The organism is Variovorax sp. GW823-FHT02B07 (assembly GCF_058797695.1).
Window position 1 is genome coordinate 157,053 of the sequence record NZ_JBXAJX010000008.1, and the last position, 20,014, is coordinate 177,066.

At 66.9% G+C, this 20,014-nt stretch carries 23 protein-coding genes and 1 tRNA gene; 11 read left to right on the top strand and 13 right to left on the bottom strand.

The genetic code is table 11. The annotated features are described in order from the left end of the window. Positions 1 to 180 precede the first annotated feature (180 nt). The 3 genes from AC1RGU_RS27925 to AC1RGU_RS27935 are packed head-to-tail and all read left to right on the top strand — an operon-like array spanning position 181 to position 2,627. Entirely contained in the window at positions 181 to 1,203 is a 1,023-nt protein-coding gene (locus tag AC1RGU_RS27925) for a thiamine pyrophosphate-dependent dehydrogenase E1 component subunit alpha (protein WP_492699480.1), read from the top strand. After that, on the top strand, positions 1,194 to 2,156 hold the full coding sequence (locus tag AC1RGU_RS27930) for an alpha-ketoacid dehydrogenase subunit beta (protein WP_492699482.1): 963 nt from the start codon (positions 1,194 to 1,196) through the stop codon (positions 2,154 to 2,156). Before AC1RGU_RS27925 ends, AC1RGU_RS27930 begins: the two co-directional genes overlap by 10 nt. Positions 2,157 to 2,177: 21 nt before the next feature. Beyond that, on the top strand, positions 2,178 to 2,627 hold the full coding sequence (locus tag AC1RGU_RS27935) for a MarR family winged helix-turn-helix transcriptional regulator (protein WP_070062984.1): 450 nt from the start codon (positions 2,178 to 2,180) through the stop codon (positions 2,625 to 2,627). Here the strand turns inward: AC1RGU_RS27935 and AC1RGU_RS27940 are convergent. After that, on the bottom strand, positions 2,615 to 3,391 hold the full coding sequence (locus AC1RGU_RS27940) for an SDR family oxidoreductase (protein ID WP_369645539.1): 777 nt from the start codon (positions 3,389 to 3,391) through the stop codon (positions 2,615 to 2,617). The genes AC1RGU_RS27935 and AC1RGU_RS27940 overlap by 13 nt on opposite strands. 123 nt (positions 3,392 to 3,514) lie before the next feature. Here AC1RGU_RS27940 and AC1RGU_RS27945 point away from each other — a divergent pair, with 123 nt between their 5' ends. Both AC1RGU_RS27945 and AC1RGU_RS27950 read left to right on the top strand, forming a co-directional pair. Beyond that, entirely contained in the window at positions 3,515 to 4,444 is a 930-nt protein-coding gene (locus tag AC1RGU_RS27945; RefSeq protein WP_492699485.1) for a LysR family transcriptional regulator, read from the top strand. A gap of 71 nt (positions 4,445 to 4,515) precedes the next feature. Beyond that, positions 4,516 to 5,553 (top strand): Bug family tripartite tricarboxylate transporter substrate binding protein, encoded by a 1,038-nt coding sequence (locus tag AC1RGU_RS27950; protein ID WP_095747153.1) that lies wholly within the window; start codon positions 4,516 to 4,518, stop codon positions 5,551 to 5,553. Positions 5,554 to 5,678: 125 nt separating this feature from the next. On the opposite strand, the gene AC1RGU_RS27955 is transcribed toward AC1RGU_RS27950, so the two are convergent. Then, positions 5,679 to 6,008, bottom strand: coding sequence for a DUF1840 domain-containing protein (locus AC1RGU_RS27955; RefSeq protein WP_070062980.1), 330 nt, complete (start codon positions 6,006 to 6,008; stop codon positions 5,679 to 5,681). 17 nt (positions 6,009 to 6,025) lie between these two features. After that, positions 6,026 to 7,294, bottom strand: a complete 1,269-nt coding sequence (locus tag AC1RGU_RS27960) for a class I SAM-dependent methyltransferase (protein WP_062474832.1) — start codon at positions 7,292 to 7,294, stop codon at positions 6,026 to 6,028. A 119-nt stretch (positions 7,295 to 7,413) separates the two neighbouring features. On the opposite strand from AC1RGU_RS27960, the gene AC1RGU_RS27965 reads away from it, so the two are divergent. Genes AC1RGU_RS27965 through AC1RGU_RS27990 form a run of 6 tightly spaced genes read left to right on the top strand, consistent with a single transcriptional unit; the run spans position 7,414 to position 14,357 of the window. Next, entirely contained in the window at positions 7,414 to 9,798 is a 2,385-nt protein-coding gene (locus tag AC1RGU_RS27965; protein ID WP_095747154.1) for a bifunctional salicylyl-CoA 5-hydroxylase/oxidoreductase, read from the top strand. A gap of 1 nt (position 9,799) precedes the next feature. After that, positions 9,800 to 10,279, top strand: a complete 480-nt coding sequence (locus tag AC1RGU_RS27970) for a MarR family winged helix-turn-helix transcriptional regulator (RefSeq protein WP_056576953.1) — start codon at positions 9,800 to 9,802, stop codon at positions 10,277 to 10,279. After that, positions 10,276 to 11,130 (top strand): enoyl-CoA hydratase family protein, encoded by an 855-nt coding sequence (locus tag AC1RGU_RS27975; RefSeq protein WP_492699487.1) that lies wholly within the window; start codon positions 10,276 to 10,278, stop codon positions 11,128 to 11,130. The genes AC1RGU_RS27970 and AC1RGU_RS27975 overlap by 4 nt, the downstream gene beginning before the upstream one ends. Before the next feature lie 5 nt (positions 11,131 to 11,135). Continuing rightward, positions 11,136 to 12,329, top strand: coding sequence for an acyl-CoA dehydrogenase family protein (locus tag AC1RGU_RS27980; protein WP_307582028.1), 1,194 nt, complete (start codon positions 11,136 to 11,138; stop codon positions 12,327 to 12,329). A 4-nt stretch (positions 12,330 to 12,333) separates the two neighbouring features. Continuing rightward, positions 12,334 to 13,962, top strand: a complete 1,629-nt coding sequence (locus AC1RGU_RS27985; protein ID WP_492699490.1) for an AMP-binding protein — start codon at positions 12,334 to 12,336, stop codon at positions 13,960 to 13,962. Then, the gene (locus AC1RGU_RS27990; RefSeq protein ID WP_056576966.1) at positions 13,959 to 14,357 is read left to right on the top strand and encodes a RidA family protein; all 399 of its coding nucleotides are present in this window, start codon (positions 13,959 to 13,961) and stop codon (positions 14,355 to 14,357) included. Before AC1RGU_RS27985 ends, AC1RGU_RS27990 begins: the two co-directional genes overlap by 4 nt. A 204-nt stretch (positions 14,358 to 14,561) precedes the next feature. Here AC1RGU_RS27990 and AC1RGU_RS27995 read toward each other — a convergent pair. The 10 genes from AC1RGU_RS27995 to rpmD all read right to left on the bottom strand — a co-directional run bounded on the left by AC1RGU_RS27995 (position 14,562) and on the right by rpmD (position 19,988). Continuing rightward, a tRNA-Met gene (locus AC1RGU_RS27995) sits at positions 14,562 to 14,638 on the bottom strand. Between the two features lie 18 nt (positions 14,639 to 14,656). Continuing rightward, positions 14,657 to 15,055, bottom strand: a complete 399-nt coding sequence (rplQ, locus tag AC1RGU_RS28000; protein WP_056576970.1) for a 50S ribosomal protein L17 — start codon at positions 15,053 to 15,055, stop codon at positions 14,657 to 14,659. A gap of 94 nt (positions 15,056 to 15,149) precedes the next feature. Beyond that, on the bottom strand, positions 15,150 to 16,139 hold the full coding sequence (locus AC1RGU_RS28005) for a DNA-directed RNA polymerase subunit alpha (RefSeq protein ID WP_056576973.1): 990 nt from the start codon (positions 16,137 to 16,139) through the stop codon (positions 15,150 to 15,152). Positions 16,140 to 16,281: 142 nt separating this feature from the next. Then, entirely contained in the window at positions 16,282 to 16,905 is a 624-nt protein-coding gene (rpsD, locus tag AC1RGU_RS28010; protein ID WP_056576976.1) for a 30S ribosomal protein S4, read from the bottom strand. Between the two features lie 130 nt (positions 16,906 to 17,035). Beyond that, positions 17,036 to 17,440 carry a 30S ribosomal protein S11 gene (gene rpsK / locus AC1RGU_RS28015; RefSeq protein WP_009124825.1) on the bottom strand — a complete coding sequence of 135 codons (405 nt, stop codon included), beginning with the start codon at positions 17,438 to 17,440 and terminating at the stop codon, positions 17,036 to 17,038. Positions 17,441 to 17,452: 12 nt separating this feature from the next. Next, complete coding sequence (rpsM, locus tag AC1RGU_RS28020) at positions 17,453 to 17,818, bottom strand: 30S ribosomal protein S13 (protein ID WP_013544105.1); 366 nt, start codon at positions 17,816 to 17,818, stop codon at positions 17,453 to 17,455. Between the two features lie 23 nt (positions 17,819 to 17,841). Then, complete coding sequence (gene rpmJ / locus AC1RGU_RS28025) at positions 17,842 to 17,955, bottom strand: 50S ribosomal protein L36 (protein ID WP_013544106.1); 114 nt, start codon at positions 17,953 to 17,955, stop codon at positions 17,842 to 17,844. A gap of 66 nt (positions 17,956 to 18,021) precedes the next feature. Beyond that, positions 18,022 to 19,335 carry a preprotein translocase subunit SecY gene (gene secY, locus AC1RGU_RS28030; RefSeq protein ID WP_056576979.1) on the bottom strand — a complete coding sequence of 438 codons (1,314 nt, stop codon included), beginning with the start codon at positions 19,333 to 19,335 and terminating at the stop codon, positions 18,022 to 18,024. Between the two features lie 27 nt (positions 19,336 to 19,362). After that, positions 19,363 to 19,794 (bottom strand): 50S ribosomal protein L15, encoded by a 432-nt coding sequence (rplO, locus tag AC1RGU_RS28035; protein WP_056576982.1) that lies wholly within the window; start codon positions 19,792 to 19,794, stop codon positions 19,363 to 19,365. An 11-nt stretch (positions 19,795 to 19,805) separates the two neighbouring features. Beyond that, complete coding sequence (gene rpmD / locus AC1RGU_RS28040) at positions 19,806 to 19,988, bottom strand: 50S ribosomal protein L30 (RefSeq protein ID WP_019653974.1); 183 nt, start codon at positions 19,986 to 19,988, stop codon at positions 19,806 to 19,808. Positions 19,989 to 20,014: the final 26 nt, after the last annotated feature.

Consider the following 20,014-nt stretch of genomic DNA (forward strand, 5'->3'; position numbering starts at 1 on the left):
GGTTTACCCTTATCTACTACTACTAACTTAAATAAGAAGAATAAATAGAGAAGAGAACAGGAAGCCCGCGCCCGAAAAAGAGGCCGGGCGGGGGGTCGAAGGGTTAGCCCGGTAGGTCGAATCCGTCTCGGTTGATACGATTTTTCTCAAAGCGCCGATCCCCAGGGCGTTGGAGACAAGATGGACCCGAGCAACCCCCCAGGCGCCGGCGAGGCGCTGTACCGCGTCATGGTGCGCATCCGCGCCTTCGAGAACGCCGCCGAAGCCGCCAGCCAGGGCGGGGTCAGCGCCTACGGCCAGCAGGCGGGCGGCGCCGCCAAGGTGCGCGGGCCGCTGCACCTGTCGACCGGGCAGGAAGCGGTGCCGGCGGGCGTGTGCGCCCACCTGCGCGCGAGCGACTACCTCACCTCCACGCACCGCGGCCATGGCCACACGCTGGCCAAGGGCGCGGACCTCACGCGGATGATGTGCGAGCTGTTCGGCAAGGCCACGGGCTTCAACGGCGGCAAGGGCGGCTCGATGCACATCGCGGACTTCTCGGTGGGCATGCTGGGCGCCAACGGCGTGGTCGCGGCGGGCTTGCCGATCGCCGTCGGCGCGGCGCATGCGCAAAAACTCTTGAAGCGAGGCGACGACATCACGGTCTGCTTCTTCGGCGACGGCGCGATCAACCGCGGCCCGTTCCTCGAAGCGCTGAACTGGGCCCGCGTGTACGACCTGCCCGTGCTCTTCGTCTGCGAGGACAACCGCTGGAGCGCCACGACCGCGAGCGGCCCGATGACGGCCGGCGACGGCGCCTCGGCGCGCGCCGAGTCGATGGACATCGCGGCGACGCAGGTCGACGGCAACGACGTGTTCGCGGTGCATGCGGCCGCGGCACGGCTGGTGGCCGAGGTGCGCAGCGGCGCGGGGCCGCGCTTACTGCATGCGCTCACCTACCGCGTGAAGGGCCATGTGTCGGTCGATCTCGCGGCCTACCGCGATCCGGCCGAGCTGGCGGCCGCGCTGGAGACCGACCCGATCGCGCGCGCCCGCGGCCACCTGCTGGACACCGGCGTGGCCGCCGCGACGCTGGACGCCATCGAGAACGCCGCGCGCGACGAGGTGGACACGGCCCTGGCCGTGGCCGACGCGGCGCCCTGGCCCGAGGCGAGCGCCGCCTTCACCGACGTGCAGACCACGGGAGCAGGCCAATGGCTGTGACGACGCTGAGTTATTCCGAAGCCGCCCTGCGCGCGCTGCAGCAGGAGATGGACGCCGACCCGCGCGTGGTCGTGCTCGGCGAGGACGTGGGCCGCGGCGGCATCTTCGGCCAGTACAAGGGGCTGCAGCAGCAGTATGGCGCCGAACGCGTGATCGACACGCCGATCAGCGAGGCCGCGATCATGGGCGCCGGCGTGGGCATGGCGCTCGCGGGGCTGCGCCCCGTGGTCGAGATGCGCGTGGTCGACTTCGCGCTGTGCGGCATGGACGAGCTGGTGAACCAGGCCGCGAAGAACCGCTTCATGTTCGGCGGCCAGGGCCGCGTGCCGCTGTTGGCGCGCATGCCGGGCGGCATCTGGGACGCGTCGGCGGCGCAGCATTCGCAGTCGCTCGAGGCCTGGTTCGCGCACCTGCCGGGCGTGGTGGTGGTGAGCCCGTCGACGCCGCAGGACAACCACGGCCTGCTGCGCGCGGCGCTGCAGTGCGGCGACCCGGTGGTCTACATCGAGCACAAGACGCTGTGGGGCGTGCGCGGCGAGGTGGACGACACGCTGGTCGTGCCGCTGGGCAAGGCGGCGCGCGTGCGCGAGGGCAACGCGCTCACGCTGGTGAGTTGGAGCAAGCAGATGCAGCCTTGCGCCGCGGCCTGCGACGCGCTGGCGGCCGAGGGCATCGCGGTCGACCTGATCGACCTGCGCACGCTGTGGCCCTGGGACCGCGAGACGGTGCTGTCGTCGTGCGCGCGCACGGGGCGGCTGCTGGTGGTGCACGAGGCGGTGCAGGCCGCGGGTTTCGGCGCCGAGATCGCCGCGAGCGCGGCCGAGGCCACGGGCTGCCGCGTCGCGCGGCTGGGCGCGCCGCGCATTCCGGTCGGCTACGCGCCGGTGCTGGAGGCGCAGTCGCGCGTCGGCGTGGACGCGATCGTGGCGGCGGCGAAGAAGCTGGCCGGCTGACACGCGCGAACCCGAACGGCCATGGACCCGCTCTTCTTCAAGCTGGTGCGGGTCGTCAACCTCACGGCGCGGCCGTTCCATGAGCGCGTGGGGCGCGAGCACCAGCTCACGCTGAACGAGTGGCGCGCGATGGCCGTGCTGGCCGCGCAGCCGGGGCTCAGCGCCACGCAGGTCGCCGACCTCACCGGCCTGGACAAGATGGCCGTGAGCCGCGCGCTGGCGGGCCTGAAGCGCCACCAGCGCGTGCAGCGCCGCAGCGACCCGACCGACCAGCGCTGCAGCCGCCTGTACCTCACGGCCGCCGGCAAGGCGCTGCACGCCACCGTCGGCGCGCTGGGCCGGCAGCGCGAGGCCGAGCTGTTCGCGGGCGTCGATGCGAGCGAGCTGGCCCGTCTGAGCGACACGCTCGACACGCTGATCCGCGCGGTGGAGCGCGCGCCCGACTCAGGCACTGCCGGTCAGACCGTGTAGCCGCCGTCCACGCTCAGGTTGGCGCCGGTGACGAAGCCGCCGTCGGGGCCCACGAGATAGGCGACCATGCCGGCGATTTCTTCGGCGCGGCCGTGGCGCGGCAGCACCATCACGTCGTGCATCGAGGCGGCGCGCGGGCCGGTGGCGGGGTTCATGGCGGTGTCGATCGGGCCGGGCTGCACGTTGTTCACGGTGATGCCGCGCGCGCCGAGGTCGCGCGCCAGGCCGCGCGTGAGGCCGACGATGGCGGCCTTGCTCATCGCGTAGACGCTGGCGCCCGCGTCCAGCACGCGCTCGGCGTTGATGCTGCCGATGTTGACGATGCGGCCCGTGCCGTCGCCCATGTGGCGCGCGGCGGCCTGGACGGCCACGAAGGTCGCGCGCACGTTGACGTCGATGGTGCGGTCGAAGTCTTCGAGCGAGAAGGTGTCGAGCTCGCCGCCGAGGTACACGCCGGCGTTGTTCACCAGGATGTCGAGCCGCTCGAAGGCGCGCGCGCCCTGGGCAATGGCGGCCGTGAGCGCGGCGGCGTCGCCGGCGTCGGCACGGATGGCCAGCGCGCGGCCGCCGGCGGCCTGGATCTCGCCGGCGAGCTTGTCGGCCTCGGCCTGCGCGCTGACGTAGGTGAAGGCCACGGCCGCGCCGTCGCGCGCCAGCCGGCGCACGATGGCGGCGCCGATGCCGCGCGAACCGCCGGTGACGAAGGCGACCTTGCCGGCCAGGACGGGGGAAGAGGAGGAGGAAGACACAGAGGTGGAAGCCATGATTTTTCCGATCGGGTGGAGGAGGAAGGCCTTCAGTGTCGGAATTCCATTCCCTTTGCGGTAGCCATCAATCGGCCCGATCAGATTCAACCCAAAGTTGAAGATGAACGTCAGAATGGCGGCATGCAACCGCTCAATCACCTCGAATCCTTCGTGCAGAGCGCCGAGGGCGGCAGTTTCTCGGCGGCCGCGCGCCGCCTGGGGCTCACGCCGGCGGCGGTCAGCAAGAACGTGGCGCGGCTCGAGGCGCGGCTGGGCGTGCGGCTGTTCCAGCGCAGCACGCGGCGGCTCACGCTGACCGAAGCCGGGGAGCGCTTCCTGGCGCAGGTGGGCGGCGCGCTGGCCACGCTGCAGGACGCGGTGGCCGGCCTCGCGCAGGACGACGGCCAGCCCTCGGGCACGCTGAAGGTGAGCATGGGCCAGGCCTTCGGGCGGGAGCACGTGCTGCCGTTCATGGGCGACTTCCTGGCGCGCTACCCGGGCATCGTGCCCGACTGGCATTTCGACAACCAGCAGGTCGACCTGGTCGGCGAGGGCTTCGACGCGGCCATCGGCGGCGGCATTGCGCTGTCGCCCGGCGTGGTGGCGCGCGAGCTGGCGCGCATCCACGTGGTCGCGGTGGCCGCGCCGGCCTACCTGGCGGGGCGCACGCTGCCCGCGCACCCGTCCGAGCTGGCGCGCTTCGACGTGCTGCTGCGCCGCTCCTCGCCCACGGGCCGGCTGCGGCCCTGGACGCTGCGGCACGCGAACGGCGAGGAAACCATGGTCGACCTGCCGGCGCGCCCGCGCGCGATCTTCAACGACCCCGAGGCGATCGCGCAGGCGGCGCTGCTGGGGCTCGGCGTGGCGATGCTGCCGATGCCCTTCGTGGAGCGCGGCCTGCGCAGCGGCGCGCTGGTGCGGCTGCTGCCCGGGTGGTACCAGGATTCGGGCGCCGTGTGGATCTACTACCCGAGCAAGAAGCTGCTGCCGCCCAAGACGCGGGTGTTCGTCGACTTCGTGCTGGCGCGCTTTCGCGAAGCGCAGTTCGCGCAGCGGATGCAGGTGGGCTGAGCGGCGATGTCCATCGAAGGCCGGGGTTTTTACTCGCGACGCCTTTGGCGCCCCCCTGTACAAAGGCGCGCATGACTTCCATCTCCCGCTCTTCTTCTTCCGTCACTTCCTCCACCCGCCGCTTCGCGCTCGTCGCCACGGCGGCAGCCACCCTCGCGCTGCTGGGCGGCGCTGCGCACGCGCAGGCCACCTGGCCGACCAAGCCGGTGCGCATCGTCGTGCCCTTCGCGGCAGGCGGCACCACCGACATCCTGGCGCGCGCCGTGGCGCCCGAGCTCTCGAAGGCCTTCGGCCAGCAGTTCATCGTGGACAACCGCGCGGGCGCCGGCGGCAACGTGGGCGCCGAGATCGTCGCGCGCTCGCCCAACGACGGCTACACGCTGCTGATGGGCACGGTGGGCACGCACGGCATCAACCGCGCGCTGTACCCCAAGCTGCCCTTCGACCCGATCAAGGACTTCGTGCCGATCACCCTGGTGGCCGCCGTGCCGAACGTGATGGAGATGAACGCCGAGAAAGCCAAGTCGCTGAACATCCGCAACGTGCAGGACTTCCTCAAGTACGCCAAGGCCAACCCGGGCAAGCTCAACATGGCCTCGAGCGGCAGCGGCACGTCGATCCACCTGGCGGGCGAGCTGTTCAAGAGCATGACGGGCACCTTCATGACGCACATCCCGTACCGGGGCTCGGGCCCGGCGCTGCTCGACCTGGTGGGCGGCAGCGCCGACCTGATGTTCGACAACCTGCCTTCGTCGATGGCGCAGATCAAGGGCGGCAAGCTCACGCCGCTGGCCGTGACCAGCGCCCAGCGCTCGCCCGCGCTGCCCGATGTGCCGACGGTGGCAGAAGCCGGCGGCCCCGCGCTCAAGGGCTACGAGGCGAGCTCATGGTTCGGATTGCTGGCGCCGGCCGGCACGTCGCCCGAGATCGTGAACCGCATCCAGCAGGAAGTGGCCAAGTCGCTGGGCACGCCGGCGATCAAGGAAAAGATGCTGGCCCAGGGCGCGATCCCGAGCGGCAATTCGCCGGCGGACTTCACGAAGCTCATTGCGAGTGAGCACGTGAAGTGGGCGAAGGTCGTGAAAGACTCCGGCGCAAAGGTGGACTAACCCCCAGTCTTCGCGCACTTCGTGTCGCTACGCCAACCCCCTTGCAGGGGGCAACACCAGCGGCCCGGCAAAGCCGGCTCCGCGGTGTTCCTCGAAAAGACAGGGTGACTTGCTGAGGTCGGGGCTCAGGTCCCCCAGGTCACATCCTTGCTCTCGGCCTGCGAGTCCTTGAGCATGTGCAGCAGCGGCGCGGCGCGCTGGTGCAGGCCGACATGCTGCTTCTCGGCGTCGGCGTCGTGGCCTTCGACGACGTGTTCGTCGTGGTTGTGCGGCGCGGGCTTGCTGCTTTCGAGCGCCAGTGCGGCTTCGAGGGCGGCAATGGCGCCGGGGATCTGCTCGACCGTGATGATGCCCTGCGGCGCGGCCGGCTTGCCGACGATGTCGAGCAGCTGGCGCGCATGCACCTCGAGCATCACGAAGTCTGGGGCGGCCCGGGATTTGAAGCGGTAGAGCATGGTGTTGGGGTCCTCACTTATTTGTAGATGTAATCACGGGCAAAAGGGTACACCGATTGCGCACCGCGCAAGGCACCGTGTTCGACCTTGCCGTCGGGCTTGGTCGACAGCATCTGGTGCAGCGAGATCCAGCCCTGCTCGAAGCTCATCGCCGAGCCCGCGAGGTACAGGCGGTAGGCGCGAAGGATGCGCTCGGCGTTCTCGCCCTGGCGCCCGCCGCTGCGGCCCAGCACTTCGCGCGCGGCATCGAGCTGCGCCTCGAGTGCATCCGACCACGCCCACAGCGTGCGCGCGTAGTGCGGGCGCAGGCTCTCGGTGTCGACCATCTCCAGCCCGGCCGCCGCGGTCTCGCGCAGCACGTGCGTCACGTGCAGCAGCTCGCCACCGGGGAAGATGTACTTCTCGATGAAGTCGCCCATGCCCGCGCCGAGCTGGCGATAGTTCAGCTCGCCCGAGGTGATGCCGTGGTTGAGCACCAGCCCGCCCGGCTTGAGCAGCGTGTGGATCTTGTGGAAATAGGTCGGCATGTTGGCCGCGCCCACGTGCTCGAACATGCCCACCGACGAGATCTTGTCGAAGGGCTGGTCGTCGGGCAGCTCGCGGTAGTCGCGCAGCTCCACGCGCACGCGGCCCTGCAGGCCTTTTTCCTCGATGAGCCGCTGCACATGCGCGTGCTGGTTCTTCGACAACGTGATGCCGGTGGCGTCCACGCCGTAGTGTTCGGCCGCCCACAGCAGCAGCGCGCCCCAGCCCGAGCCGATGTCCAGGTAGCGCTCGCCGGGCTGCAGCATGAGCTTGCGGCAGATGTGGTCGAGCTTGGCCTCCTGCGCCTGCGCCAGCGTGAGCTCGGGCGTGCGGAAGTAGGCACATGAATAGACGCGGCGCGGGTCCAGCCACAGCGCGTAGAAATCATCGGAGACGTCGTAGTGGAACTCGATCTGCGCGGCGTCCTTGCGCAGCGAGTGCGAGCCGCGCGACTTGGCGCGGCGCTGCAGGCGGCTCCACCAGGTGGTGTCGGTCTCGGCCGGGTTGCCGGGCAACAGGCCGACGGTGGCGTCGATCAGGTCGCGCATGGCGCCCTCGATCTGCACCTTGCCCTCGACGTAGGCCTCGCCGATGGCCCCGACCTGCCGGCCGGCCAGCTTGGCCAGCACCGACCACTCCTTGAAAGCCAGCGTCACGCGTGAACCCGCCTGGGCGACCCGGCGCCCGTCGGGCAGCTCCAGTGCGATGGGCACGGGCAGCGAGGCCAGCTGCGACTCGATCTTGGGTATCAAGTGTTGCATGCGTCCATGGTATTGATTTTTCCAAGGATTTGCATGACATCGCGCAGCCGCGCGGGCCGGGAGCCTCTGCAGAGAAGCCCTCGTTGACAACAGATTGTTTATGCCTAAACTATTCAACCATGAACAGCTTGACCTCCCCCCGCCTCGCGCCCGCCTCGGACCTCCAGCGCATCCTGTGCATCGGTGGGGGTCCAGCCGGCCTGTATTTCGCCCTGCTGATGAAGGCCCGCAACCCGGCGCTGCAGATCACCGTGGTCGAACGCAACCGCCCCTTCGACACCTTCGGCTGGGGCGTGGTGCTCAGCGACCAGACGCTGGGCAACCTGCGCGAGGCCGACGGCCCCACGGCCGCGCTCATCGGCAACGAGTTCCACCACTGGGACGACATCCAGGTCTTCTTCAAGGGCCGCCAGGTGCGCTCGGGCGGCCACGGCTTCTGCGGCATCGGCCGCAAGCGCCTGCTGAACATCCTGCAGGAACGCTGCCTCGAGCTCGGCGTGGAGCTGGTGTTCGAGACCGACGCCACCGACGACCAGGCCATTGCCGCGCAGTACAAGGCCGACCTGGTCATTGCCAGCGACGGCCTCAACAGCCGCATCCGCCAGCGCTATGCCGACGTGTTCAAGCCCGACATCGACCTGCGCAACTGCCGCTTCGTCTGGCTGGGCACGCACCAGACCTTCGACGCCTTCACCTTCGCCTTCGAACAGACTGAGCACGGCTGGTTCCAGGCGCATGCCTATCAGTTCGACGACAAGACCTCGACCTTCATCGTCGAGACGCCCGAAGCCGTGTGGAAGGCCCACGGCCTCGACCAGATGGAGCAGCCCGAGGCCATCGCCTTCTGCGAGAAGCTGTTCGCCAAGTACCTGGGCGGCCACGCGCTCATCAGCAACGCCACGCACCTGCGCGGCTCGGCCAACTGGATCCGCTTTCCGCGCGTGGTGTGCGAGCGCTGGACGCACCGCATCGACGTCGAAGGCCGCTCGGTGCCCGTCGTGCTCATGGGCGACGCCGCGCACACGGCGCACTTCTCGATCGGCTCGGGCACCAAGCTCGCACTCGAGGACGCGATCGACCTGGCCAACGAATTCGCGCAGGGCGGCACCGTCGACCATGTGCTCGAAGGCTATGAAGCGCGTCGCAGCGTCGAGGTGCTGAAGATCCAGAACGCCGCGCGCAACTCCACCGAATGGTTCGAGAACGTGCCGCGCTACACGGGCATGGAGATCGAGCAGTTCGCCTACTCGCTGCTCACGCGCTCGCAGCGCATCAGCCACGAGAACCTGCGCGTGCGCGACACGCAATGGCTCGGCGGCTACGAGCAGTGGCTGGCGGGCGGCAAGGCCGTGGCGCCGATGCTGATGCCGCTGAAGGTGCGCGGCCTCGAGCTGAAGAACCGCATCGTGGTCTCACCGATGGCGACCTACAGCGCGGTCGACGGCGTGCCGCAAGACTTCCTGCTGGTGCACCTGGGCGCACGCGCGCTCGGCGGCGCCGCGATGGTGTGCGTCGAAATGACGAGCCCCACGCCCGAAGGCCGCATCACGCCGGCCTGCACGGGCCTGTACAACGACACGCAGCAGGCCGCGTTCAAGCGCATCGTCGACTTCGTACACACGCAGTCGAGCGCCAAGATCGCGATCCAGCTCGGCCACAGCGGCCCCAAGGGCTCGACGCGCGTGGGCTGGGAAGGCACCGACGAGCCGCTCGAAAGCGGCAACTGGCCCGTGCTCGGCGCGAGCGCCCTGCCCTACGGCGAACAGAACCAGCTGCCGGCCGCGATCACGCGCGCCGAGATGGACACGCTGCGCGACCAGTTCGTCGATTCCACGCGCCGCGCGGTCGAGTGCGGCTTCGACTGGCTCGAGCTGCACTGCGCGCACGGCTACCTGCTGTCGGCCTTCATCAGCCCGCTCACCAACCTGCGCACCGACGAGTACGGCGGCGACATCGAAGCGCGCTGCCGCTACCCGCTCGAAGTGTTCCGCGCGATGCGCGCCGTGTGGCCGGCCGACAAGCCGATGAGCGTGCGCATCTCCGCGCACGACTGGGCGCCCGGCGGCAACACCGACGCCGACGCCGTGGTGGTCGCGCGCCTCTTCAAGGAGGCCGGCGCGGACTTCATCGACGTGTCCTCGGGCCAGACCACGCGCGCCGCCAAGCCCGTGTACGGTCGCATGTACCAGACGCCGTTCGCCGACCGCATCCGCAACGAGGTCGGCATCTCGACCATCGCGGTGGGCGCCATCACCGACGCCGACCAGGCCAACAGCATCATCGCGGCCGGCCGCGCCGACCTGTGCGCCGTGGCGCGCCCGCACCTGGCCGACCCGGCGTGGACGCTGCACGAAGCGGCCAAGCTGCAAAGCCGCGACGTCGACTGGCCCAAACAGTACCTGAGCGGCCGCGACCAGATGTACCGCGAGATCGCCAAGCAGCAGCAGATCGCCGCGGCCACCGCTGCCGCGGGCCGCGCGGCCGACGCCGAAGAGACGCACTGACATGGACCTCGAAGCACGCGCCCACAGCGAGCACCCCGAGGCGCTGCGCCTCTGGCTGCGCCTGCTCACCTGCACGCAGCTGGTGGAAAAGCAGGTGCGCAACGGGCTGCGCGCGCAGTTCGCCACCACGCTGCCGCGCTTCGATCTCATGTCGCAACTCGAGCGCTCGCCCGACGGGCTGAAGATGAACGAGCTCTCGCGCCGCATGATGGTCACCGGCGGCAACGTCACCGGCATCACCGACCAGCTCGTGACCGAAGGGCTGGTGGAGCGCATCAACGTCGAGGGCGACCGCCGCGCCTGGCGCGTGCGCCTCACGCCGCGCGGACGCAAGCTCTTCAACGAGATGGCGCAGCAGCACGAAGACTGGATCGTCGAGGCTTTCTCGAGCCTCAACCCCAAGGAGATCGCGCAGCTTCACAAGCTGCTCGGCAAGGTCAAGCAACATTCCCACAGCAGCCAATTGGCGGAGACCGCATGAAGCACTACATCGGCGCAAGCAATCCCATGCGCGCGCAATTCGAACCCAAGGCCGACTACAAGGCCGAGCACTTTGCCTGGCGTTTCGAGGCCGGCGTCGGCACCATCACGCTGAACCGCCCCGAGCGCAAGAACCCGCTGACCTTCGACTCGTACGCCGAGCTGCGCGACCTGTTCCGCGCGCTGACCTACGCAACCGACGTGAAGGTGATCGTCGTCACCGGCGCCGGCGGCAACTTCTGCTCGGGCGGCGACGTGCATGAAATCATCGGCCCACTGACCGGCATGCGCATGCCCGAGCTGCTCGAGTTCACGCGCATGACGGGCGACCTCGTGAAGGCCATCCGCAACTGCCCGCAGCCGATCGTCGGCGCGATCGACGGCGTGTGCGCCGGCGCCGGCGCGATGATCGCGCTGGCCTGCGACCTGCGCTACGGCACGCCCGCCACGCGCACCGCGTTCCTGTTCACCCGCGTGGGCCTGGCCGGTGCCGACATGGGCGCCTGCGCACTGCTGCCGCGCGTGATCGGCCAGGGCCGCGCCTCGGAGCTGCTGTTCACCGGCCGCGCCATGACCGCCGAAGAAGGCCAGGCCTGGGGCTTCTTCAACGCACTGCACGACAGCGCCTCGCTGCTCGACGCCGCCACCAAGGTCGCGCGCGACCTGGCCGAAGGTCCGAGCTTCGCGCACGGCATGACCAAGACCATGCTGTCGCAGGAATGGTCGATGACCATCGACCAGGCCATCGAGGCCGAAGCGCAGGCGCAGGCGATCTGCATGCAGACCGAAGACTTCAAGCGCGCCTACGAGGCCTTCGCGGCCAAGCGCAAGCCGGTGTTCGGCGGAGACTGACGCGCATGATGACCAAGATTCCTGCCCCACCTTCGACCGCGCACCTCGCGCTGCCGTTCTTCGACGACGCGCACCGCGCGCTCGCCAACGACCTGCTGCCCTGGTGCGCCGCCCAGGAGATCGATGAGCGCGACGACCGCGCGGCCTGCCGCGAATGGGTGCGCCGCCTCGGCGACGCCGGCTGGCTGCGCTACGCGGTGCCCGGCAGTGCCGGCGGCGCGCTCGAACGCCTCGATTCGCGTGCGCTCGTGCTGCTGCGCGAAACGCTCGGCTACCACTCGCCACTGGCCGACTTCGCGTTCGCGATGCAGGGCCTGGGCAGCGGCGCGATCACGCTGGACGGCACGCCCGAGCAGCAGTCGCAGTACCTCACGGCGGTCGGCAAGGGCGCGAAGATCGCGGCCTTCGCGCTCAGCGAACCCGAAGCCGGCTCCGACGTGGCAGCGATGGCGATGCGCGCCGAGCCCACCGCCGACGGCTGGCGCCTGAACGGCGAGAAGACCTGGATCAGCAACGGCGGCATCGCCGACTTCTACTGCGTGTTCGCCAAGACCGACCCGACGGCCGGCACGCGCGGCATCACGGTGTTCATCGTCGACGCGACGACACCGGGGCTCGACACCTCGGCCCACATCGACGTGATGGCGCCGCACCCGCTGGCCACCCTGCGCTTCGACAACTGCGTCGTGCCGCGTACCGCGCAGCTGGGCACGCTCAACGGCGGCTTCAAGCTCGCGATGCGCACGCTCGACATCTTCCGCGCCTCGGTGGCCGCGGCCGCACTCGGCATGGGGCGCCGTGCGCTCGCCGAAGCCATCGCGCATGCCAAGGGCCGCCGCATGTTCGGCCAGACGCTGGCCGACTTCCAGCTCACGCAGGCCAAGCTCGGCGAGATGGCCGCGCTGATCGACAGCGCCGCACTGCTCACCTACCGCGCCGCCTGGATGCGTGACGACGCCGAGCGCCGCGGCGCGCCGGCGGTCGGCGACGTGTCGGCTGCCGCGGCCATGGCCAAGATGTGCGCCACCGAGAACGCGAGCCGCGTGATCGACATGGCGCTGCAGATGCATGGGGGCCTCGGCGTGAAGGTCGGCACCAAGATCGAAAGCCTGTACCGGGACATCCGCTCGCTGCGCATTTACGAAGGCGCGACGGAAGTCCAGCAACTGATCATCGGCAAATCCGTTTTGCGGGGGTGAAACCGTGTCTGCCCAAGTCGATCGCTTCGTTCATGACCGCCTGCCGCCTGCCGCGCAGCTGCCGGTCTTTCGCTACGACCTGCCCGAGCTGCAGTTCCCCGACCAGTTGAACCTGGTCGAGGAGCTGCTGGACAAGGCGGTCGCCAAGGGCTTCGGCGACCGGCCGATGCTGCGCTCGCCCGCCGGCGTGCTCACCTACGCCCAGGCGGGCGTCGAGGTGAACCGCATCGCCCAGGTGCTGGTCGAGGATCTCGGGCTCGTGCCCGGCAACCGCGTGCTGCTGCGCGGCGGCAACTCGGTGTGGATGGCGCTGTCGTGGCTGGCCGTGGTCAAGGCCGGGCTGATCGCGGTGGCGACGATGCCGCTGCTGCGCGCCAAGGAGCTCGGCGAGATCATCGAGAAATCGCAACCCGTGGCCGCACTATGCGAAGGCCGCCTGCTCGAGGAGCTGGTGGCCGCGCAACAGGCGCACCCGGTGCTCGCGACGGTGATCGCCTTCAACCAGCCCGATGCACCCGATTCGCTGTCGGCGCGCGCGGCAAGCAAGAGCGGTGTGTTCCAGGCCTGCCCCACGGCGGCCGACGACATCGCGCTGCTGGCCTTCACCTCGGGCACCACGGGCAAGCCCAAGGCGCCCGTCACCACGCACCGCGACGTGGTCGCCATGTGCCAGACCTGGCCGCGCCACGTGCTGCGTGCGCGCAGCGACGACATCGTGGTCGGCACGCCGCCGCTGGCCTTCACCTTCGGGCTCGGCGGCTTGCTGGTCTTCCCGATGTGGGCCGGTGCGTCGGTGTACTTTCCCGAGGGCGCCTTCTCGCCCGAAGCGCTCGTGAAGCTCATCAACGAGGTCGGCGCGACCATCTGCTACACCGCGCCCACCTTCTATCGCCAGATGGCGCCCTTCGTCCGGCAGCACGGGGCGCCGAGCCTGCGCATCTGCGTGAGCGCAGGCGAGGCGCTTCCCGACGCCACGCGCCAGCTCTGGAAGGAGACCACCGGCATCGAGATGCTCGACGGCATCGGCGGCACCGAGGTGTTCCACATCTACATCTCTGCCGCCGGCGACGAAGTGCGCCGCGGCGCCGTCGGCAAGGCGGTGCCGGGGTTCACGGCCAAGGTGGTCGACGACCAGGGTAACGAGGTGCCGCGCGGCACAGTCGGCAAGCTGGCGTTGCAAGGCCCGGTCGGTTGCCGCTACCTCGACGATCCGCGCCAGGGCGACTACGTGAAAAACGGCTGGAACTACCCCGGCGACTCCTTCGTGCAGGATGACGACGGCTACTTCTTCTATCAAGCGCGTGCGGACGACATGATCATCACGGCCGGCTACAACGTCGGCGGCCCGGAAGTGGAGGATGCGCTGCTCAAGCACCCGGCCGTGGCCGAGTGCGGCGTGATCGGCAAGCCCGACACCGACCGCGGCATGATCGTGAAGGCCTTCTGCGTGCTCAAGCCCGGCAACACCGGCGACGCAGCGATGGTGAAGGCCCTCCAGGACCACGTGAAAGCCACCATCGCTCCCTTCAAGTACCCGCGGGAGATCGAGTTCGTGACGGCGCTGCCGCGCACCGAAACCGGCAAACTCCAGCGCTTCAAATTGAGACAACTCAACAGCAACACACCATCATGACGAACAAACTCATTCAGCCTCCGGGCTGGCTGCCCCCGAAGGGCTACGCAAACGGCATCGCGGCGCGCGGCACCCAGGTGTTCGTCGGCGGCCAGATCGGCTGGAATGCCCAGCAGCAATTCGAATCCGACGACTTCATCGACCAGTGCGGCCAGGCGCTGCGCAACATCGCCGAGGTGCTGCGCGAAGCCGGGGCAGGCCCCGAGCACATGGTGCGCATGACCTGGTACGTGACGGACCGCGACGAGTACAGCCGGCGCCTGTCCGAGCTCGGCCCGGTCTACCGCGACGCGCTGGGCCGCAACTTCCCGGCCATGACCTGCGTGCAGGTGGCGGCGCTGGTGGAACACCGCGCGAAGGTGGAGATCGAGGTGACAGCGGTCATTCCGGACTGATCCTGCGCTTGGGCTGTGCGTCAGCGCAGTCTTCGATCGCCGCTGCGGCGCACGTTCTCGAGACCGGCCTCTTTGTGGGGCTCGTCCAGAAACAGAAAAGCCCTCTTCGCGAGGGCTTTTTTTGTGTGGAATTTCGACTGGAAATTTCCAAAAGAATTCGGCCAAAGAAAAAGGCCCTTTGATTTCTCAAAGGGCCTTTTAAATTGGTTGCGCGAGCAAGATTTGAACTTGCGACCTTTGGGTTATGAGCCCAACGAGCTACCAGGCTGCTCCATCGCGCGGCAAGTATAAATTATAGCTTATTCAGCGGCGTTTTGCTCAGCGCCAGCATCTTTAATTTCAGCACGGTCGACCAGTTCGACGAGCGCCATCGGGGCGTTGTCGCCCACGCGGAAACCCATCTTCAGGATGCGGGTGTAGCCGCCCGGACGCGCTGCGAAACGCGGGCCGAGTTCGCCGAAGAGCTTGACGACGCTGTCGCGGCTGCGCAGGCGGTCGAAGGCCAGGCGCTTGTTGGCGAGCGTGGGCTTCTTGGCGAGCGTGATCATCGGCTCGATGACGCGGCGCAGTTCCTTGGCCTTGGGGACCGTGGTCTTGATGACTTCGTGCTCGATGAGCGAATTCATCATGTTCTGCAGCATCGCGAGGCGGTGCGAGCTGGTGCGGTTGAGTTTGCGGAGTCCGTGTCCGTGACGCATGGTGCTTTCCTTTACTTTATAAAAACAGACAGCCGTGTCAGGTACTGTCCGGTGCACTGGCCCTTTTCAGGGGCCGATTTCTCAAAAATTCAAATCAACGCTTGTCGAGACCAGCCGGCGGCCAGCTTTCGAGCTTCATGCCAAGGGTGAGGCCGCGCGAAGCGAGGACTTCCTTGATTTCGTTGAGCGACTTGCGACCCAGGTTCGGGGTCTTGAGCAGCTCGTTCTCGGTGCGCTGGATCAGGTCACCGATGTAGTAGATGTTTTCGGCCTTCAGGCAGTTGGCCGAGCGCACCGTCAGTTCGAGTTCGTCGACAGGGCGCAGCAGGATCGGATCGAACTGCTGGGCGCTGCGCGGTGCGGGTGCATCGAATGCAGCGAGTTCGCCGCCTTCGAGCTGCGCAAACACGGCGAGCTGCTCGACCAAGATTTTAGCCGATGCGCGAACCGCGTCTTCGGCGCTGATCGCACCGTTGGTCTCGATCTCGACCAGCAGCTTGTCCAGGTCGGTACGCTGTTCGACGCGGGCGCTTTCGACGGTGTAGCTCACGCGCTTGACGGGCGAGAACGATGCGTCGAGGACGATGCGGCCGATCGACTTGGTCGGCTCGTCCGCGTAGCGGCGCATCGTGCCGGGCACGTAGCCGCGACCCTTTTCGACCTTGATCTGCATGTCGAGCTTGCCGCCTTGCGACAGGTGCGCGATCACGTGGTCAGGATTGATGATCTCGACGTCGTGCGGGGTCTGGATGTCCGATGCGAGGACCGGGCCTTCGCCGTCCTTGCGCAGGCTCAGCGTAACTTCGTCGCGGTTGTGGAGCTTGAACACCACGCCCTTGAGATTCAGCAGGATGTTGACGACATCTTCCTGCACGCCGTCGATCGACGAGTACTCATGCAGAACGCCAGCGATCGTGACTTCGGTGGCCGAGTAGCCGACCATGGACGACAGCAGAACGCGACGCAGCGCGTTGCCGAGCGTGTGGCCGTAGCCGCGCTCGAAAGGTTCGAGCGTGACCTTGGCCTTGTTGGCGGCAAGTTGCTCGACCTGGATGGTCTTGGGTTTCAGCAGGGTGGTTTGCATGCAGACTTCCTCTCAATACCCCCGGCTCGTTACACCGGTAAGGCTGGTGAAGCGCCTGATCCGCAACAGAGTGCGGAGCAGGAACGTGAACAACAATATCAATCTCCCGCCGGCGCAAGGACGCGCAGGCGGGTAGAGAAAATCAACGCGAATACAGTTCGACGATCAGCGATTCGTTGATGTCGGCTGCGAATTCGTCGCGATCCGGGACCTTCTTGAAGGTGCCTTCGGCCTTGTCGGCGTTCACATCGACCCAAGCCGGCATGCCGACTTGTTGGGCCAGTTGCAGCGCTTCGACAATGCGGTTCTGCTTCTTGGACTTTTCGCGCACGGCGATCACGTCACCGGTCTTGACCAGGTACGACGGGATGTTGACCGACTGGCCGTTCACGGTGATCGCCTTGTGCGACACGAGCTGGCGTGCTTCGGCGCGCGTCGAGCCGAAGCCCATGCGGTAGACCACGTTGTCCAGGCGCGACTCGAGGATGAACAGCAGGTTGGCGCCGGTGTTGCCACGGCGGCGATCGGCTTCTTCGAAGTAGCGGCGGAACTGCTTCTCGAGCACGCCGTACATGCGCTTGACCTTCTGCTTCTCACGCAGCTGCAGACCGTAGTCGGAGGTGCGCTGACCCGAGGTGCGGCCGTGCTGGCCGGGCTTGGAGTCGAACTTGGCCTTGTCCTGGATCGAACGGCGGGCGCTCTTCAGGAACAGGTCGGTGCCTTCACGGCGGGAAAGTTTGGCCTTGGGGCCGAGGTAACGTGCCACGGTATTTCCTTGGTGTCATCTGCCGCAGTTGCCTGCGGGAGCCGTCGGCGGATGTGCCGATGGCGGTGGGCTTAGTGAAAAAACAAATGCGCAGCCGCTCGAAAGCTGGCTGCGCCTTGCGGACTGACGATCAGATGCGGCGACGCTTCTGGGGACGGCAGCCGTTGTGCGGAACGGGCGTCACGTCGGCAATGGAATTGATCCGGATGCCGAGCGCAGCCAGGGCGCGCACCGACGACTCGCGACCAGGACCGGGGCCCTTGATCTCGACGTCGAGGTTCTTGATACCTTGTTCGACAGCAGCACGGCCGGCCACTTCGGAAGCGACCTGCGCAGCGAACGGGGTCGACTTGCGCGAGCCCTTGAAGCCCTGGCCACCCGACGAAGCCCACGACAGGGCGTTGCCCTGGCGATCGGTGATCGTGATGATGGTGTTGTTGAACGAGGCATGCACGTGGGCGATACCGTCCGCAACGTTCTTGCGAACCTTCTTGCGAACGCGCTGTGCGGCGTTGTTTGCAGGTGCTTTAGCCATGCTTGTCTATCCTTATTTCTTCAGGGACTGCGCAGCCTTGCGCGGACCCTTGCGGGTGCGGGCGTTGGTGCGCGTGCGCTGGCCGCGCATCGGCAGGCCGCGACGGTGACGGAAGCCGCGATAGCAGCCGATGTCCATCAAACGCTTGATGTTCATCGTCGTCTCGCGACGCAGATCGCCTTCGATCGTGAACAGAGCGATCTGGTCGCGGATCTTTTCGAGATCGGCGTCGGTCAGATCCTTGATCTTCTTCGAATATTCGATGCCGCTCGCTTCGCAGATTTGACGGGCGCGGGTGCGACCGATACCGAAAATGGCGGTCAGGCCGATTTCAGCGTGCTTGTGCGGCGGGATGTTGATGCCAGCAATACGTGCCATGTGCGTCCTCTAATACTCTTCAATCAACCCTGGCGCTGCTTGTGGCGCGGGTCGGTGCAAATCACACGCACCACACCTTTACGGCGGATGACCTTGCAATTACGGCAGATGGTTTTGACCGAAGCCGAAACTCTCATTTCATTCTCCTAAAACTGTTTAACGTGGCGGTCTACCGCCCGGACTCAATACTGAAACTCACAGCCCTACGATGTCTTGAAGTTCGCCTTCTTCAGCAGCGATTCGTACTGCTGGGACATCATGTAGTTTTGCACCTGGGCCATGAAGTCCATCGTGACGACCACGATGATCAGCAGGGAGGTACCACCGAAGTAGAACGGCACGTTGTACTTCAGGATCAGGAACTCGGGCAGCAGGCAGACGAAGGTGATGTACACCGCGCCAGCCAACGTCAGGCGAACCAGAATCTTGTCGATATAGCGAGCGGTCTGGTCACCCGGGCGAATGCCAGGAATGAACGCACCACTCTTCTTCAGGTTGTCGGCCGTTTCCTTGCTGTTGAACACGAGTGCCGTGTAGAAGAAGCAGAAGAAAACGATCGCAGCGGCGTACAGCAGCACGTAGATCGGCTCGCCCGGGCGCAGTGCGCTGGCAATGTCCTTGATCCAGCGGAAGCCACCGTCACCGGCGCTGAACCAGCCCACCACCGTTGCCGGCAGCAGAATGATCGACGACGCGAAGATCGGAGGAATCACACCGGCCATGTTCAGCTTCAGGGGCAGGTGCGACGACTGACCGCCGTAGACCTTGTTGCCAACCTGGCGCCGCGCATAGTTCACGAGGATCTTGCGCTGACCACGTTCCACGAACACCACGAAGTAGGTGACCAGCACCACGACCGCGATGATGAAGAGCGCAACGATGGGGTTCATCGCACCGGTCGTCACCAGCGAAGCCAGGCCGCCGATCGCACCGGGCAGACCGGCCGCGATACCTGCAAAGATCAGGATCGAGATGCCGTTGCCCAGGCCGCGTTCGGTGATCTGCTCGCCGAGCCACATCAGGAACATCGAACCTGCCGTCAGGCTCACCATGGCAGTCAGGCGGAAGCCGAAACCGGGGGCGATCACCAGACCGGCCGACGATTCGAGGGCCACTGCGATGCTGAACGACTGGAACAGGGCCAGGCCGAGCGCGCCATAGCGCGTGTACTGCGTGATCTTGCGGCGACCGGCCTCGCCTTCCTTCTTCAATTGCTCGAAGGTCGGAAGCACGTAGGTCATCAGCTGCATGATGATCGACGCCGAGATGTACGGCATGATCCCCAACGCGAACACGGTGAAACGCGACAGCGCCCCGCCCGAGAACATGTTGAACAGGCTCAGAATGCCGCCCTGCTGGCCCTGGAACAACGCTGCCAGCTGGTCCGGGTTGATACCCGGCACAGGAATGTGCGCGCCAATCCGGTAGACCACGAGCGCGAGCAGCAAAAAGACGAGCCGACGACGGAGGTCGCCGAACTTGCCTGTTTTTGCGATCGTTGCCGCGTTAGTTGCCACGAAGAACTTCTTTCAGTCCGATGGTGATCAGGCGAGGCTGCCGCCGGCTGCTTCGATCGCAGCCTTGGCACCAGCGGTCGCACCCACGCCCGTCAGCTTGACGGCCTTGGTGAGTTCGCCGGTCTTGATGATCTTGACGACCTTGGCGAGCTGGCCCACGAGGCCGGCTTGCTTCAGTGCCAGGACATCGACTTCGGCCAGGCCGAGCTGCTCAAGAGCAGTCAGCGTGACTTCGGCGTTGTACTTCAGCAGGTGCGACTTGAAGCCGCGCTTGGGCAGGCGACGCTGCAGCGGCATTTGACCGCCTTCGAAGCCGACCTTGTGGAAACCGCCTGCGCGCGACTTCTGGCCCTTGTGACCGCGACCTGCGGTCTTGCCGATGCCGGAGCCGATACCGCGGCCGACGCGACGCTTGGCGTGCTTGGCGCCAGCTGCCGGCTTGATGCCATTGAGTTCCATATCAGTCTCTCTTACAGAACTTTGACCAGATAACTGATCTTGTTGATCATGCCGCGCACTGCGGGCGTGTCTTGCAGCTCGCTCACGCTGTTGAGCTTGCGCAGGCCGAGGCCACGCACGGTCGCGCGATGCGATTCCTTGGTGCCGATCGGGCTCTTCACCAGCTGCACCTTGAGGGTTTGTTGTTGCGTCATTTGAATGCTTCCTTCAGCCTTGCGAG